The 14,253-nt window shown below is 66.7% G+C and carries 14 protein-coding genes; 4 read left to right on the top strand and 10 right to left on the bottom strand.

Annotation, left to right across the window (positions count from 1 at the left end; genetic code table 11):
• Nucleotides 1–49 precede the first annotated feature (49 nt).
• Nucleotides 50–469 (bottom strand): hypothetical protein, encoded by a 420-nt coding sequence (locus tag KXZ72_RS00475; RefSeq protein ID WP_226081755.1) that lies wholly within the window; start codon nt 467–469, stop codon nt 50–52.
• Between the two features lie 278 nt (nt 470–747).
• On the opposite strand from KXZ72_RS00475, the gene KXZ72_RS00470 reads away from it, so the two are divergent.
• From KXZ72_RS00470 to KXZ72_RS00460, 3 genes are all read left to right on the top strand, one after another.
• The gene (locus KXZ72_RS00470; protein ID WP_226081754.1) at nt 748–2,211 is read left to right on the top strand and encodes a sugar porter family MFS transporter; all 1,464 of its coding nucleotides are present in this window, start codon (nt 748–750) and stop codon (nt 2,209–2,211) included.
• Between the two features lie 204 nt (nt 2,212–2,415).
• On the top strand, nt 2,416–2,754 hold the full coding sequence (locus KXZ72_RS00465) for a DUF485 domain-containing protein (RefSeq protein WP_404823655.1): 339 nt from the start codon (nt 2,416–2,418) through the stop codon (nt 2,752–2,754).
• On the top strand, nt 2,751–4,388 hold the full coding sequence (locus KXZ72_RS00460; protein WP_226081752.1) for a solute symporter family protein: 1,638 nt from the start codon (nt 2,751–2,753) through the stop codon (nt 4,386–4,388). The genes KXZ72_RS00465 and KXZ72_RS00460 overlap by 4 nt, the downstream gene beginning before the upstream one ends.
• Nucleotides 4,389–4,457: 69 nt before the next feature.
• Here the strand turns inward: KXZ72_RS00460 and mnmA are convergent, their stop codons facing one another.
• The 4 genes from mnmA to KXZ72_RS00440 form a co-directional block, all read right to left on the bottom strand.
• Nucleotides 4,458–5,567: a tRNA 2-thiouridine(34) synthase MnmA gene (mnmA, locus tag KXZ72_RS00455; RefSeq protein ID WP_264159417.1), complete on the bottom strand. Its 1,110-nt coding sequence runs from the start codon at nt 5,565–5,567 to the stop codon at nt 4,458–4,460.
• 65 nt (nt 5,568–5,632) lie between these two features.
• A complete protein-coding gene (locus KXZ72_RS00450) occupies nt 5,633–6,850 on the bottom strand; it encodes a cysteine desulfurase family protein (protein ID WP_226081750.1) in 1,218 nt (405 codons plus the stop codon).
• 15 nt (nt 6,851–6,865) lie between these two features.
• Nucleotides 6,866–7,840 (bottom strand): tetratricopeptide repeat protein, encoded by a 975-nt coding sequence (locus KXZ72_RS00445; RefSeq protein ID WP_226081749.1) that lies wholly within the window; start codon nt 7,838–7,840, stop codon nt 6,866–6,868.
• Entirely contained in the window at nt 7,837–9,690 is a 1,854-nt protein-coding gene (locus KXZ72_RS00440) for a hypothetical protein (protein WP_226081748.1), read from the bottom strand. Before KXZ72_RS00440 ends, KXZ72_RS00445 begins: the two co-directional genes overlap by 4 nt.
• A gap of 246 nt (nt 9,691–9,936) precedes the next feature.
• On the opposite strand from KXZ72_RS00440, the gene KXZ72_RS00435 reads away from it, so the two are divergent.
• Nucleotides 9,937–10,983, top strand: a complete 1,047-nt coding sequence (locus KXZ72_RS00435; protein ID WP_226081747.1) for an AI-2E family transporter — start codon at nt 9,937–9,939, stop codon at nt 10,981–10,983.
• A 3-nt stretch (nt 10,984–10,986) separates the two neighbouring features.
• Here the strand turns inward: KXZ72_RS00435 and KXZ72_RS00430 are convergent, their stop codons facing one another.
• The 5 genes from KXZ72_RS00430 to KXZ72_RS00410 form a co-directional block, all read right to left on the bottom strand.
• On the bottom strand, nt 10,987–11,721 hold the full coding sequence (locus tag KXZ72_RS00430; RefSeq protein ID WP_226081746.1) for an alpha/beta hydrolase: 735 nt from the start codon (nt 11,719–11,721) through the stop codon (nt 10,987–10,989).
• 16 nt (nt 11,722–11,737) lie between these two features.
• Complete coding sequence (locus KXZ72_RS00425; RefSeq protein WP_226081745.1) at nt 11,738–12,031, bottom strand: hypothetical protein; 294 nt, start codon at nt 12,029–12,031, stop codon at nt 11,738–11,740.
• Between the two features lie 89 nt (nt 12,032–12,120).
• Nucleotides 12,121–12,777: an aggregation-promoting factor C-terminal-like domain-containing protein gene (locus KXZ72_RS00420; RefSeq protein ID WP_226081744.1), complete on the bottom strand. Its 657-nt coding sequence runs from the start codon at nt 12,775–12,777 to the stop codon at nt 12,121–12,123.
• Nucleotides 12,778–12,911: 134 nt separating this feature from the next.
• Nucleotides 12,912–13,553: an aggregation-promoting factor C-terminal-like domain-containing protein gene (locus KXZ72_RS00415; RefSeq protein WP_226081743.1), complete on the bottom strand. Its 642-nt coding sequence runs from the start codon at nt 13,551–13,553 to the stop codon at nt 12,912–12,914.
• A gap of 122 nt (nt 13,554–13,675) precedes the next feature.
• The gene (locus KXZ72_RS00410; RefSeq protein ID WP_226081742.1) at nt 13,676–14,227 is read right to left on the bottom strand and encodes a DivIVA domain-containing protein; all 552 of its coding nucleotides are present in this window, start codon (nt 14,225–14,227) and stop codon (nt 13,676–13,678) included.
• Nucleotides 14,228–14,253 lie beyond the last annotated feature (26 nt).

The raw sequence follows: 14,253 nt of genomic DNA, 5'->3' as shown, positions 1-14,253 counted from the left end.
CGACAGTCTATAAAGGGACCCCCGACATCCGCCGCGGCACGCCCCTCGCCTAATTCCCGCCGCGCGCGCCGCCATCCGCAAGTGGCGTGATCACGGCGGCAAACGCGGCGCGCAGCTCGGCCCGCCGGTCCGCCCCGGGGCCCGCGGGAGTCTTGGCCAGGGCCGAGGCGAAATTAAGCCCGGCCCCAAAAAAGGAAATGGCCGCATTGGCGGGATCATCGGCGTGCAGCGCGGCAATACCATCGCGGATAAACCCCATGGCCTCATCGCGATGGCACTCCCCGATCGGGACCTCCCCCGCCGCAAACGCCTTCAGGTTGGCCAGCACCTGGCCGGTCATCTCGGGGGTCACCGCGGCACCCAGCGCGTCCAGGTCCTCGTTAACCGGCGCCACCAGCCGGGCATAATCGCTCGGGAACTCGGCGCAGGCATCCGCGATAATCCGGCGTTCGGGTGAGGTGAAGGTCATGCTGGGCTCCTTGCTTCGGGGATCGCTGCTCCCCCGAGCGTATCCCCACACGGTGCCCACGGAAATGATCCCGGCGGCAATCGCCCTCAGCCTCCGCTCGCGAGCCGCGGAGAATGTGATACCGCTTCACCCCGCGGGCTACTAGGCTTAGTTGAGGAAATTGAACACTGCAGCATCGCGCGTGGCACAGCCACCGCGGAAACGACCGCTCTCTCGGCCGGAACATCGTGCGCACCCTCCACACGGTGTACAACATCCATTCTTAGAGAAGAGATCCCGTGTCAGAACATGTGACCGCCGCCGATCGTGCGGCCCAGAAAAAACTCCAGCGCCGCGTGATCGGCGTGGCCGCCTCCGCCGCCGTGGGAGGCTTCCTCTTTGGCTTTGACTCCTCCGTGGTCAACGGCGCCGTGGACGCAATGCAGCAGCATTTTGCGCTCTCGGATGGCCTGATCGGCTTTGCGGTGGCCTCGGCCCTGCTGGGTTGCGCCGCGGGCGCGTATATCGCCGGCGGCCTCGCCGATCGCCGCGGGCGCATTTTCACGATGCTGCTGGGCGCCGCGCTCTTCCTGGCCTCCTCCTTTGGCGCCGCGTTTGCGTTTGCCCCGTGGGATCTCATCCTCTGGCGCGTGATCGGCGGACTCGGCATCGGTATCGCCTCGGTCGTGGCCCCGGCCTATATTGCCGAGATCGCGCCCAAATACGAGCGGGGCCGGCTCGCCTCGCTGCAACAGCTCGCGATCACCCTCGGTATTTTTGCCGCTCTGCTCTCGGACGCCTCGCTGGCCACGGGTGCGGGAGGGGCCTCCGAACCGTTCTGGTTTGGCCTCGACGCCTGGCGCTGGATGTTCCTGGTCTGCGCGATTCCCGCCCTGATCTACGGGGTCCTCGCCCTGCGCCTGCCGGAGTCCCCGCGCTATCTGCTGATGCACGGCCGCGAGCCCGAGGCCCGCGCGATCTTCGAGACGCTCTGGCCCGCGAAGGATATCGAGAGCGCGGTGACCGAGGCCAATGAGGCCATCGAGCTGGACCGCACCTCTAAAAAGGCCTCGCTCTTCCGGGGCCGGCGGCTGCTGCCGATCGTCTGGATCGGCATCATTCTGTCGATGTTCCAGCAGTTTGTGGGCATTAACGTGATCTTCTACTATTCCACCACGCTCTGGAAGGCCGTGGGCTTCGGCGAGGATAACTCGCTCCTGATCGGCGTGATCACCTCGGTCATCAACGTGGTGGCGACGCTCGTGGCGATCTCCCTCGTGGACAGGATTGGCCGCCGCCCGATCCTGCTGACAGGTTCGATCGGCATGACGCTCGCGCTGGGCACGATGGCCCTGGCCTTTGCCAACGCCACCACCATCAACGGCGAGGTGCACCTCGAGGGCCCGTGGGGCATGATCGCGCTGATCGCCGCGAACCTCTTTGTGGTCTGTTTTGCCGCGAGCTGGGGGCCGCTGGTCTGGGTGCTGCTGGGCGAGATCTTCCCGGGCCGGATCCGCGGCAAGGCGCTGGGTGTGGCCGCGATGGCGCAGTGGATCGCCAACTTCCTGATCACTGTGAGCTTCCCCGCGATGGCCGCGGCCTCGCTCCCGCTCACCTATGGCATGTATGCGCTCTTTGCGTTTGGCTCGCTGCTGTTTGTCTGGTTTAAGATTCCGGAAACTAACGGACTGAGCCTGGAGCAGGCGGAGACGCTCTTCACCCGCAAGGGCGCGGCCCGCACCGCGGGCGGAGCCGGGGCCTAGCCCGGAATCATGCGGGCGGCATCCGGTTCTCCCGGGTGCCGCCCGCCGCAAGAGCACCCCCGCTTCATAACCACCGTTGACACTTAAAATACCTGATCACGTGCGTAATCTATTGGCGGTGGGGAAATTCTCCCCTATGCTAAACCCCGTCGCACAGCGCTGTGCGACCGACCCCGCGGGGTCGCACAGTGAGGGGACCACATCATGGAACCAACCGTGTCATCCGTACCATCCGTCGACTATCTCCGGGCGGCATCCTCGCCCGAGTTTCGGCTACTGCGCCGCCGCCAGAGGCGCTTTATTTTCCCGCTGGCCGCGGCCTTTTTGGTCTGGTATCTTGCGTATGTCATCTGCGCGGTATCGGCCCCCGCGTTCATGGCCATATCCGTCTGGGGCCATCTTAATATCGGTTTGCTCTGGGGTCTCGCCCAGTTTGTCTCCACCTTTGGCATCACCGCGGGCTATGTGGTCTATGCCAATCGCCGCCTGGATCCACTCGCGCGGAACCTGCGTGCGGACCTCGACGCGGAGGCCCGCGCATGAGCGCCACCCTCGCCGCCGCCGCGTCCGGCACCCCGGAAAATAATCCCGTCCTAAATATCGCGATCTTCGCCGCGTTCATCGCCGTCACCCTGTTTATCGTGATCCGGGCGAGCCGCAATAATCGCTCGGCCACCGATTTTTATGCGGGTGGCCGCTCCTTCACCGGATACCAAAACGGCATCGCCATCTCGGGAGACTACCTCTCCGCGGCCTCGTTCCTTGGCATCGTGGGGGCCATCGCCATCTACGGCTACGACGGCTTCCTCTATTCCATCGGCTTCCTCGTGGCCTGGCTGGTGGCGCTGCTGCTGGTGGCCGAGCTCATGCGCAATACCGGGCGCTTCACGATGGCCGATGTGCTCTCGTTCCGGCTCCGGCAGCGGCCCGTGCGCGTGATCGCCGCACTCACCACACTCGCGGTGTGTTTTTTCTATCTGCTCGCCCAGATGGCCGGGGCGGGCGGGCTGGTCTCGCTCCTGCTCGGCATCTCCGATCCCGGCCAGCAATCCCTCGTGATCGTGATCGTGGGGGTCCTGATGATCCTCTACGTGCTGCTCGGCGGCATGAAGGGCACCACCTGGGTGCAGATCGTGAAGGCAATCCTGCTGGTGGGTGGTGCGGCCGTGATGACCGTCTGGGTCCTCGCGACCCACGGTTTCAGCCTGAATGCAGTGCTTGATGCCGCGGTCCAGAACTCCCCCCATGCCGAAAAGATCCTCTCCCCCGGCCTGCAATACGGGCAGAAGCCGCTTGATTTCCTCTCGCTCGCCCTCGCTCTAGTGCTGGGCACCGCGGGCCTGCCCCACGTGCTGATGCGCTTTTATACCGTGCCCACCGCGCGCGAGGCGCGACGCTCGGTGGTCTGGGCCATCGTGATCATCGGGGTGTTTTATCTCTTCACCCTCGTGCTGGGTTATGGCGCCGGGGCCCTCGTGGGTGGAGAGAAGATCCTCGCCGCCCCCGGCGGCGTCAACGCCGCGGCCCCGCTGCTCGCGCTTGCCCTCGGCGGCCCGGTCCTGCTCGCGTTTATCTCCGCGGTGGCCTTCGCCACGATCCTCGCGGTGGTCGCCGGCCTGACCCTCACCGCCGCCGCGTCCTTCGCCCACGATATCTACGCCAATGTGGTGAAGCGCGGGCGCGCCGATCCCGCCCGCGAGGTGCGGGTGGCCCGCTATACCGTGGTGGTGATCGGCGTGCTCGCCGTGATCGGGGGCGTGGGCGTACAGAATCAAAACGTGGCGTTTTTGGTCTCGCTGGCGTTTGCCGTGGCGGCCAGCGCCAATCTCCCCACGATCCTCTACTCGCTGTTCTGGAAGCGGTTTAATACCCGCGGTGCGCTGTGGAGCATGTATGGCGGCCTGATCTGCGCGGTGGGCCTGATCGTGGTCTCGCCCCTGGTCTCGGGCAGCGAGACGGCCATCTTCCCGGGTGCCGATTTTGCGGTCTTCCCGCTCACCAATCCGGGCCTGGTATCGATCCCGGTCGGGTTTGCGCTGGGCTGGCTGGCCACGCTCCTGGGAGGCGGCCGCCCCGAGGACCCGCGGATCGCCGCCGAGATGGAGGTGCGCTCACTCACCGGCTTTGGCGCCGAGGAGGCCAGCACCGTGCCCGCCGATCCCGCGCCGCGGGGCTAATCGCGCACGGAAAACGGCGCGGGCCACACTCCTCGGAGTGTGGCCCGCGTCGCACGGGCGCCGGGGCGCCTAGCCCAGGGCGCCCACGGGTACCGCGCTGACCGTGCGATCGATGGTGCACTGGCCCAGCACCCGCGTACCCACGTACACCACGGCGGTCTGGCCCGGGGCCACACCGTCCAGCGATACCGAGGGAATGATATGCAGCTCGGTGCCGCCATCGGCGGTATCGGCCACGCGGGCCACCGCGGGAACCGGATCGGCATGGGCGCGGATCTGCACCTCGCAGTCGAAGCTCTCGCCCGGGTTCTCGGGGGCCAGCCCGGCCCAGGTATAGCGGGTACCGGCGATCTCGGCGGTGGCCAGGGCCTCCTTGGGCCCCACGATCACCTCGTTGGTCTTGGGGCGCACCTCAAGCACAAAGCGCGGGCGGCCATCCGGGGCGGGGGTGCCCAGGTGCAGGCCGCGGCGCTGCCCCACCGTATAGGCGTGGGCGCCCTCATGCGAGCCCACCACGGCGCCCTCACGATCGCGGATCTCACCGGTCTGGGTGCCCACGCGCTCGGCCAGCCAGCCCTTGGTATCACCATCGGGGATAAAACAAATATCGTGGCTATCGGGCTTATTGGCCACGCTCAGCCCGCGCTCCTCGGCCTCGGCCCGCACCAGCGCCTTGGACGGGGTATCGGCGAGGGGGAAATAGCAGTGTTCAAGCTGCTCGGGGGTGAGGACACCCAGCACATAGGACTGGTCCTTGGCCCAGGCGCTTGCGCGGTGCAGCTCGCGGTTTCCCAGCTCATCAAAGCGGATCGCCGCATAATGCCCGGTGCACACGGCATCAAAGCCGAGGTCCAGGGCCTTTTCCAGCAGCGCCGCAAATTTGATCTTCTCATTGCAGCGCATGCACGGGTTGGGGGTGCGGCCCGCGGAATATTCGGCGATGAAATCGTCCACCACATCGAGCTTAAAACGCTCGGAGAAGTCCCAGACGTAATAGGGGATGCCGATGATATCGGAGGCGCGCTGGGCGTCCATCGAGTCTTCAATGGTGCAACAGCCGCGGCTACCGGTGCGCAGGGTCCCGGGCATGCGACTCAGCGCCAGGTGTACACCCACGACCTCGTGTCCGGCCTCTACGGCGCGCGCCGCCGCCACCGCGGAATCGACGCCACCACTCATTGCTGCTAATACCTTCACCCGGACAGTCTACGCGGGTTGCGCCGCGACACGAACCGCGCGCGGGGCTAACCCTCGATCACGTCCCGGTTGGACAGCCCGGCCCGCGAGGCCGAGGCATAGGCCGCGGGAAGCGCGGAGAGGAGCGCGTCGATCTCGGCGCGGGTGGTCCCGCGCCCGAGGCTTACCCGCAGCGCGCTGCGGGCCTCCTCCTCGCTGCGCCCCATCGCGCGCAGCACATGCGAGGGCTCCGGGATTCCGGCCTGGCAGGCCGAGCCGGTGGACACGGCCACGCCGGCCATATCCAGCAGAAACAGCAGGGAGTCCCCCTGCGCGCCGGGGAAACAAAAATGGGCGTTTGCGTCGATGCGCTCGTCCCCGAGCGCCCCGTTCAGGACGGCCTCGGGGATCAGCCGCCGCACCTCGGCCACCAGATAATCGCGCAGCTGAGCGATCCGGGAGGCATCCGCGTCAAGATCGCGCGCGGTGGCGAGGGCGGCGGCGGCAAACGCGGCCGCGCCAGCCACATCCTGCGTGCCCGAACGCACCTGGCGCTGCTGCCCGCCGCCGTGCAGCAGCGGCTCCACGCCCGCGCGGCGCGAGAGGACCAGCGCACCGGCCCCGACGGTTCCGCCGATTTTATGGGCCGAGACACTGAGGGCCACCAGGCCGGTATCGCCCGTGGCACCGGAAGCGGCGCGGAGCGCGGCAAAATCCACCGGCACATGCCCATAGGCGGCCACCGCGTCCACATGCAGGGGAACACCCGCGGCCACACAGACCCGGGAGAGCTCGGCAATGGGCTGAATTGTGCCCACCTCGTTATTGGCCCAGATGCAGGTGACGGCGGCGACAGAGCCCTCGTGTTTGGCCAGCGCGGCGGAGAGCTGCGCGGGATCCACCCGGCCGTCGCGATCCAGGTCGAGCCAGTGCACGCGCGCACCCTCGTGTGCCTCGAGCCATTCCAGGGTGTCCAGCGTCGCGTGGTGTTCGCCGCCGGGGGCGATGATCACGGGACGCGAGCGCTCGGCATTCCGCCGCCAGTACAGCCCCTTGAGGGCGAGGTTAATCGCCTCGGTGCCGCCCGAGGTGAGCACCACCTCGATCGGATCGCAGCCGAGGGTACCGGCGATCAGCTCGCGGGATTCCTCCAGCAGCCGACGCGCGGCCTGCCCCGGACCGTGAATCGAGGCCGGATTGCCCACGCGCCCGAGCGCGGCGGTCAGTGCCGCCACGGCCTCGGGGCGCATCGGGGTGGTGGCCGCATGGTCGAGGTAGACCGTCATCGTGTGTATCGCGTCCTAAAACAGCAGGTTGGTGAGGCGGGCGCGGGCGCGCACCACGCGGGGGTCGTCGATACCCACCACGTCAAAATACTCCACCAGGCGCTCGCGCAGGGCGGTGCGGCCCTCGGCATCGGCCCCGGGGAACAGGTCCAGCAGACGCCCAAAGGCATCGTCCACATGGCCGCCCGAAATATCCAGATCGGCCACGGCAAGCTGCGCGGGAATATCGGTGGGCCCCGCGGCGGCGGCCGCCCGGATCTCCTCCAGCGTGCCGTGCGAGAGGCGGTCGAGCAGGCGCACCTGGGCGAGCCCGGCGCGGGCCACGGTATCGTGCGGGTTCTGCAGGATTGCCTTTTCATAGGCGGCGATCGCCACCGGGAAATCCCCGGATTCAATTGCGTCAAAGGCCTCCTGGTGCAGCGGAGGAAGCGGCTCGGGCTCGGCCTCGGCGGCCTCCTCGGCATCGGCCACCTCGGCCACACCGTTCACTCCCGACTGGCCCGCGATCTCCACGAGCTGGGAGAAGATATCGCGAATCTGCTCATCGGGCTGATCGCCCTCAAACATCGGCAGCGGGCGGCCACCCACCAGCCCGGCCACGGTGGGCACGGACTGGGCCTGGAAGGCCTGGACCAGCTGCGGGTTGGCATCGCCGTCCACTGTGGCCAGCACCAGCCGGCCGGCCTGCTCGGCGATCAACGTGGCGAGCCGCAGCCGCATGTCATCGCTGAGAGCACTGCGCGGCGACCAGATCAGCACCACCACGGGCAGCTTGGTGGAGATCTCCACCACGTCGTTAAACGCGGCATCCGTGGCCTGGAACGCGAGGCCGGGAACGGCCACCGGCGCACCGGGTGCGCCCTGCGCGGCGGCGGGGGCACCCGCGGGACGGCCCGCGGCGGCGGCCGCAGCCTGCTCATGCCCGCGAACGAGCGAGGACAGATCCACCGCTCCCCTCAGGCTGGACGGGTTTGCATCAAATCCGGTCACTGTACTTCTTCCGCTCCGATCAGGGCCTGGCTAAAGCCAAGGAGGACGATCTGCTCGTCGCTGTCCTTGGCGGGTACATAAAACAACAGCTGATCCTCATAGGTGGTCAGCAGCGGCTTGGCGGTCTCGGTGGCGCCGAGCAGCGCGGCCACGGTCTCGCCGCTGGGCTTCACCTTGGCATCGGCGTTCGAGGGCGTGACCTTCACCAGGTCCTTCAGGCTCACCGAGACCACGGCGCCCGAGTCATTGCTGGCGAGGGCGATGGGCCGGCCGCTGCCGGGGGCCGAGGTGAACTCGGCGGTGGCGGCCTTATCGGCGAGCGAGGCGTTCACGTCCTCACGGAACTTCGCGATCTGGGCGCGCAGGGTATCGCCCTCGGCCTTAAACATCGAGAAGAACTCGCTGTTTTCGCCGTTGGTGAGGATATCGCCATAGGCATTGCCCAGGGCGTCGGGCGCCATCTTCAGGAACTGCGAATCGGGGGCCACGAGTGCCGCACCGATCGTGGCCGGGGCCAGATCGGGGATGGTCACGCTGGGCTCCAGCCGCGTGGCATAGTGCACCAGATAATTGGCGCGCGGGCTCTCCTGCACGAGGGTCAGGGCGGTGGGGGCCAGCGAGGGATCGTCCTTATCGTGAACGATCGTGAGGACCGTGCGCGGCCAGGCATCGGTGGCCTGCGGCAGCGTGAGCTTCACGGGGGAACCGGGAACCGGGGTGGCGGCGGCCAGCTCGGGCTTGGTGGCCCGAATCTTATAGCTCACCTCGCGCTCGGTCAGCGCGGGACCGGCAAAGCGCGTGCGCAGCTTGTCCAGGTCCAGATCGCTATCGGCGCTATGGGTGGTCACGGAGACCTTGGCCACGATGCGCTCGGCCTGCGGCACGGTGACCACGGGCGAGGGCAGCTCGTTCAGGGGTACCTCGGAGCCGGAGGGAATCGGCGTGGGCGTGGCCGAGGGCGATGCGGTGCTGCCGGCGGCCTGGGCCACGGCGGAATCCCCCGCCGCAACATCGCTCAGCGGTGCGCAGCCGCCGAGGGCCAAGACGCCCACCAGGGCCACGGGAAGGGCCACGCGGGAGCGTTTGCCAAAGCGGCGCTTGGGGGCCGCCCCACCCTCGGGACGATATTTCGGGGCACGCGGAAGCTTCACGCTGCTCTCCTCCTCGGGAAGCGGGGCGAGGGACTTGCGGCGCGGGCCGCGGGCCTTACGCATATGGCGGATACCCAGCAGGTACAGGATGATGCCCAGGAGCAGCAGGATCAGTCCGCCGATGATCAGGGGATCGGCCCAGGGCGTGGAGTTATCCAGCGGCCAGGACACGCTGACGGTGGCGGGCGCGGGGTCCACGCCGTTGCTCGCGATCAGCACACTCATATCCTCCGGCACCGAAACCGTCATAAACGTGGCGCCGGTCTCGGTCATCTCGCCGAGCCAGAGATCGGAGCCCGCGGGATTGGCCCAGGCCGCGGCGTCCACGCCCTCGGGGCGCACCGACGCGGGAATCTCGGGGCTAGCCTCGAGTGTTTTGCTCTGCGAGGAGAGGCTATCGCCCTCCTTATTTAGCGTGAGCTGATTAAAAGGAGACGTGCCCAGCCAGGCGTCCACATCGGCCGTGCGGCCGTACATGATCGAGACGTTCTGGCCGTCCTCGCCGGCCACGGTGATGGTTTGATTGCCGGGCTGGGAGGTGAGGGCGGAGCCACCGATCACGGTATAGGGCTCGCCGGCCGATTGCGAGGACTCCAGGGTCCTGACATCGGGGCCCAGCAAAACGGTTCGCTGAGCGATACCCAGCACAATCATCGCGGCGGCCAGCACCAGCGAGGCAATGGCAAGTACAAAGCGCACGGATTCTCCTCCTGTGTTGCCGTAATAGGGAACAGGTTTCGCAGTTTCGGCCAAACGGGCCGAACGGCAACACACACAGACTCTTCAGGATAACCGACTTCCGGTAAAAGTTCCTAGGAGGCCGCCCCGCTGGGCACGGATTGGGGGCGCATGCGGTACCTCCCAGACCCGGCCCGCTATGCTCGGATCTAGACCCATCGGCAGGCCGGAATCCCCGGCAATGGGGCGAAATATCTGGGAGTAGCGGTGCAGATCAAGAATGCGTTCCGGCTGGGGCTGATCGGAACCCTGGGCGTTGGCCTAGGACTTTTGATTCTCTTCTCGATCGTGCAGCTGCAAACGATTCTGGTCTATATCGGCGCCGCCCTCTTCCTCGCCCTGGGCCTGGATCCCGTGGTGTCCTGGCTCGAAAAAAAGAGCTTCCCGCGCTGGGCCGCCGTCCTCACCGTGGTCTTTGGCGCCCTCGCCGTGATCGGCGGGCTCGTGGCCATGGTGGTGCCGATCGTGGTGGACCAGATCTCCCTGCTGATCGCGCGGATCCCCGATATCCAACGCCAGCTGAGCAATACCGACCTGGTGGGTTATCTGAACGACCAATTCCCGGCGATTAAATTCGACGAGATGCTGGATCAGATCGCGAAGTTCCTGCTGGGCAATATCTCCAATATCGGCAGCCAGGCCATCCTCGTCGCGGTGGGCATCGGCTCCTTTGTGGTGGGCTCACTGGTGATCACCATCCTCACCATCTACTTCACGGCCTCGATGCCGATGATGAAGCGCAGCAGCTATCTGCTGGTTCCCGCGAGCAAGCGGGTGCGTTTTGCCGAGCTGAGCGAACAGATCACCGACTCGGTGGGCCGCTATGTGATCGGGCAGATCGCCACCGCGAGCTTTAACGGTGTGCTGAGCTTCATCGTGCTCTCGATCATCGGCGCCCCGTTCCCGCCCGTGCTGGCCTCGATCGCGTTTTTCCTGTCGATGATCCCGCTCGTGGGCACGCTCTCGGGCTCCATCATCATCACGCTGATCTGCCTGATTCCCACGCTCGGCTCCCCGCTGACAGCCCTCGCCGCGGGCATCTACTACCTCATCTATATGCAGGTGGAGGCGTATCTGATCAGCCCGCGCATCATGAGCCGCGCGGTCTCCGTGCCGGGTGCCGTGGTGGTCATCGCTGCGCTCTCGGGCGGGGCGCTGCTGGGCCTGCTCGGGGCGCTCATCGCGATCCCCACGGCCGCCGCGATTCAGATGATCATCAAACAGGTGCTCATCCCGCGGCAAAACCTGAAATAACGCCTAGGCGGGATCCTCCGCGGCCTCCCACTGCTCGGGCAGCGGAAGGGCATCGGGGTTCACCGCCGCCACGATCTCGTTCAGGACGCGGCGCACCTGGCGCTCCCCCACCCAGAGGTGCTTGCCGTCCTCGACGGGGATGAGTTTCAGGTCCGGCAGCGAGGAGAAGCGCTCGGCCGCCTCGGCGGGGCGCAGATAATCATCGTGCTCGGGGATCAGCGCGATCAGGCGGCGCGGGTTATCCCTCCAGGCGGCGACCTCCTCCGCGCTCGCCCGGTGCAGCGGCGGGCTCAGCAGGATGGCACCGCGAATATCCAGTTCGCGCCCGTATTTCAGGGCCAGTTCGGTGCCAAAGGACCAGCCGAGCAGCCAGGGATTGGGGAGGCCACGCTCGGCCACAAAGGCCATCGCCGCCTCGACGTCTAAGCGCTCGTCGATTCCCTCGGAGAACGCTCCCTCGCTGGTGCCGCGCGGGGAGGACGTGCCGCGGGTATTAAACCGCAGCACCGCAATATCGGCCAGCGCGGGCAACCGCCAGGCGGCCTTACGCAGCACGTGCGAGTCCATAAAACCGCGCGCGGTGGGCAGCGGATGCAGCGTGACCAGGGTGGCCACGGGCGGGTGGTCCAGCGGCGTGGCCAATTCCCCGACCAGGGTCAGGCCATCCGCCGTGCGGAGCGTAATATCCTCGCGGTGGGCCGGGAGCTGCGCGCCGGAACGAACGTCGATGAGGGTCATCGGGAATACGGCCTTTCTAAGAAATCTGCCAGCAGTGGGTATGCCAGTGACGGCGAGCCTCAAGCCCCGCCTGCTCGCCCATCACGCTATCCACGCGCCAGACGACCACGTGGGCCACGCCCTCGGGGACACGCTGATTGCAGCCCGGGCAGGTATAGGGTTTGGTGGCGGCGCGGACGGAGATGGGTTGCACCGCATATTCGATGCCGCGGCGATTCTCGGTGCGCCGGAAACCGGCCATCAGGAAATGAAGATCCCGAGGCTCGTTATCGGGCGACTTGCGCCCACGGGGGCGATTACTCCGAGGCATGCTCTCCATTCTAGGAGACGCGCGGCGGCGCTCCCTCCAGCCGCGCGGGGCACGCAAAAACCCCCGCCCAGCGGGCGGGGGTTGGGCGGCTAATACCAGCCGGAACTCTGCGATTTGGCCCAGGCGCCACACGGGCTGCCATAGCGGCCGGTGATATAGCCCAGGCCCCAGGTGATCTGGGTGGCGGGGTTGGTCTGCCAGTCGGCACCCGCGGATGCCATCTTGCGACCGGGAAGTGCCTGCGGGATGCCATAGGCTCCGCTCGGGTTGGCGGCGTTATAGCGCCAGCCCGATTCCTTATTCCACAGCGCAACGAGGCAGGAGTACTGGCTCTGGTCCCAGCCACGAGCGGCAACCAGGTCAAAGGCGATCGCCTGCGCGGAACCGGGGTTCGGCGGGCCGGCGTTCGGCGCTGCGGGAGACTTGGCCGGGGTCTTCGCGGCGGTGGCCTTATCGGTATCGGCTTCCTTCTTTTCCTCCACCGGGGGCTCCACCACCTTGGGGGTGACCTCCACGGCGTAGCCCTCGCGGGTGAAGTTATTTTCGTAATCGCCCGTGGCGTCAAGCTCCTGGGCGACCGAGGTGAGGACATCCTCGGAGACCGGCGCATAGGGCGAGGAGTGGAACGGGTTGGCCAGGGCCCCGGCGGAGGGGTCTACCACGCTACACATGACCATGGCCGAGGTGGCGGCAAACGCGAAGACGCCGAGGAACAGGCGACCGCGTGCGAAGGGTCGAACAGCCACCCCCCTCCGAGATGCAGAGGGGGAACGGTGAACTGCGATTGCCTGATGTTTAGCCACGATTTTGTCTACCTTACGCGCCTTCCGGCCCCGGGGCCAGTATTGAACGCCTATTTGAGGACATTCCCAGATACCTGCTAATACCAGTTCACGGCCTGGGAGTGGCCCCACGCGCCGCACGGAGTTCCGTAACGGCCGGAGATATAACCGAGCCCCCAGGTGATCTGGGTGGCCGGATTGGTCTGCCAGTCGGCACCCGCGGATGCCATCTTGCGACCGGGAAGTGCCTGCGGGATACCGTAGGCACCGCTGCTGCGGTTTTCGGCGTTAACACGCCAATTTGATTCCTTCTGCCACAGCTTGTCGAGACAGCGATACTGCTCCTCGCCCCAGCCGCGCGCCAGCACAATCTGCCGGGCGATCTCGCGGGGACTTCCCGATTCCAGGACCGGGGCGTCGCCGCCTGCCTCGTCCTTCGGGGGCTTGGGGGCCAGCGCCACGTCATAGCCATCGCGGCCGAGTTCATTGCTGTACTCGCCGCCGAAGCTAATGGTCTGGGCCATACCAGCATCCGTTACCGGATAGACGGGTACGTTTTCGTAATACGGGGAGGCGGTGGCGCCGGAATACGGATCCACCACGTTAACCGCGAGGAACGTGGCGGCAGCGGTGAACGCAAATAGCCCCAAAACTACGCGGTGTCGCGAGAGGTGGGGAACGAAGCCCGCCCGGCTACGCGAGGTGCGGGGCTGACGATGAGATGCCGAATGCTTTGCCACGATCCCCACAGATTACCGCGGCCCGGCGCAAAAATCCAATACGCGGACGCCAAACGGGTGTTCCCCGGGGCCCGCGGCGCGGCCATCCGTTAAGACGCGGAGGGGGTCAGGAGGGGATCTGTTTAGCGCACCGCGAGCATGATCTCGATGACCTCATCCAGAACCACGTCCACCTGCTGCTCGGAATATCCGCGGCGCTGGGCGGGGAAAACCACCGTGCGCACGCGATCGATGGCGAGCGGCTTACCGTCCTGGAAATAGGCACGCAATTCATCGGCAAAGGCGTCCACCGAGTCCATGTCATAGCCGGTCGTGAAGCGACCCACGCGGTTAAACCGCTCCCCCTCGGGGCGAGCCAGGCGGTTCAGGATCACCTGGGCGCTCTCGCGGGCGCGGGCCAGCCAGGCGCTCTCTCCCCCATCGGCCAGCGAAATCTCCCGCTCGCGGTGGGCAAACGCATCCTCGAGGCGCTCAAGCGCCGCGTCCACATGCGAGGTGGAGTAGCCGTGCCGGACAAGCTTAAACGACGTGTGCCGGATCTCCTCGCTGGTGAGCGGGGCCGGACGATCCGGGGACTGCTCAAAGGCCACGCGGGCCCGCTCGAGGAACGCATCTACCTGGCGGCGCTGATAGCCGCGGGTACCGCGCTTATTATCGGGGAACGTTGCAGACACTGGGGATCCCTCCCGGGTGGATGATG

The sequence above is a fragment of the Mycetocola spongiae genome (genome assembly GCF_020424085.1).
Taxonomy (GTDB): domain Bacteria; phylum Actinomycetota; class Actinomycetes; order Actinomycetales; family Microbacteriaceae; genus Mycetocola; species Mycetocola spongiae.
This window is presented reverse-complemented; position numbering and strand designations above follow the sequence as displayed.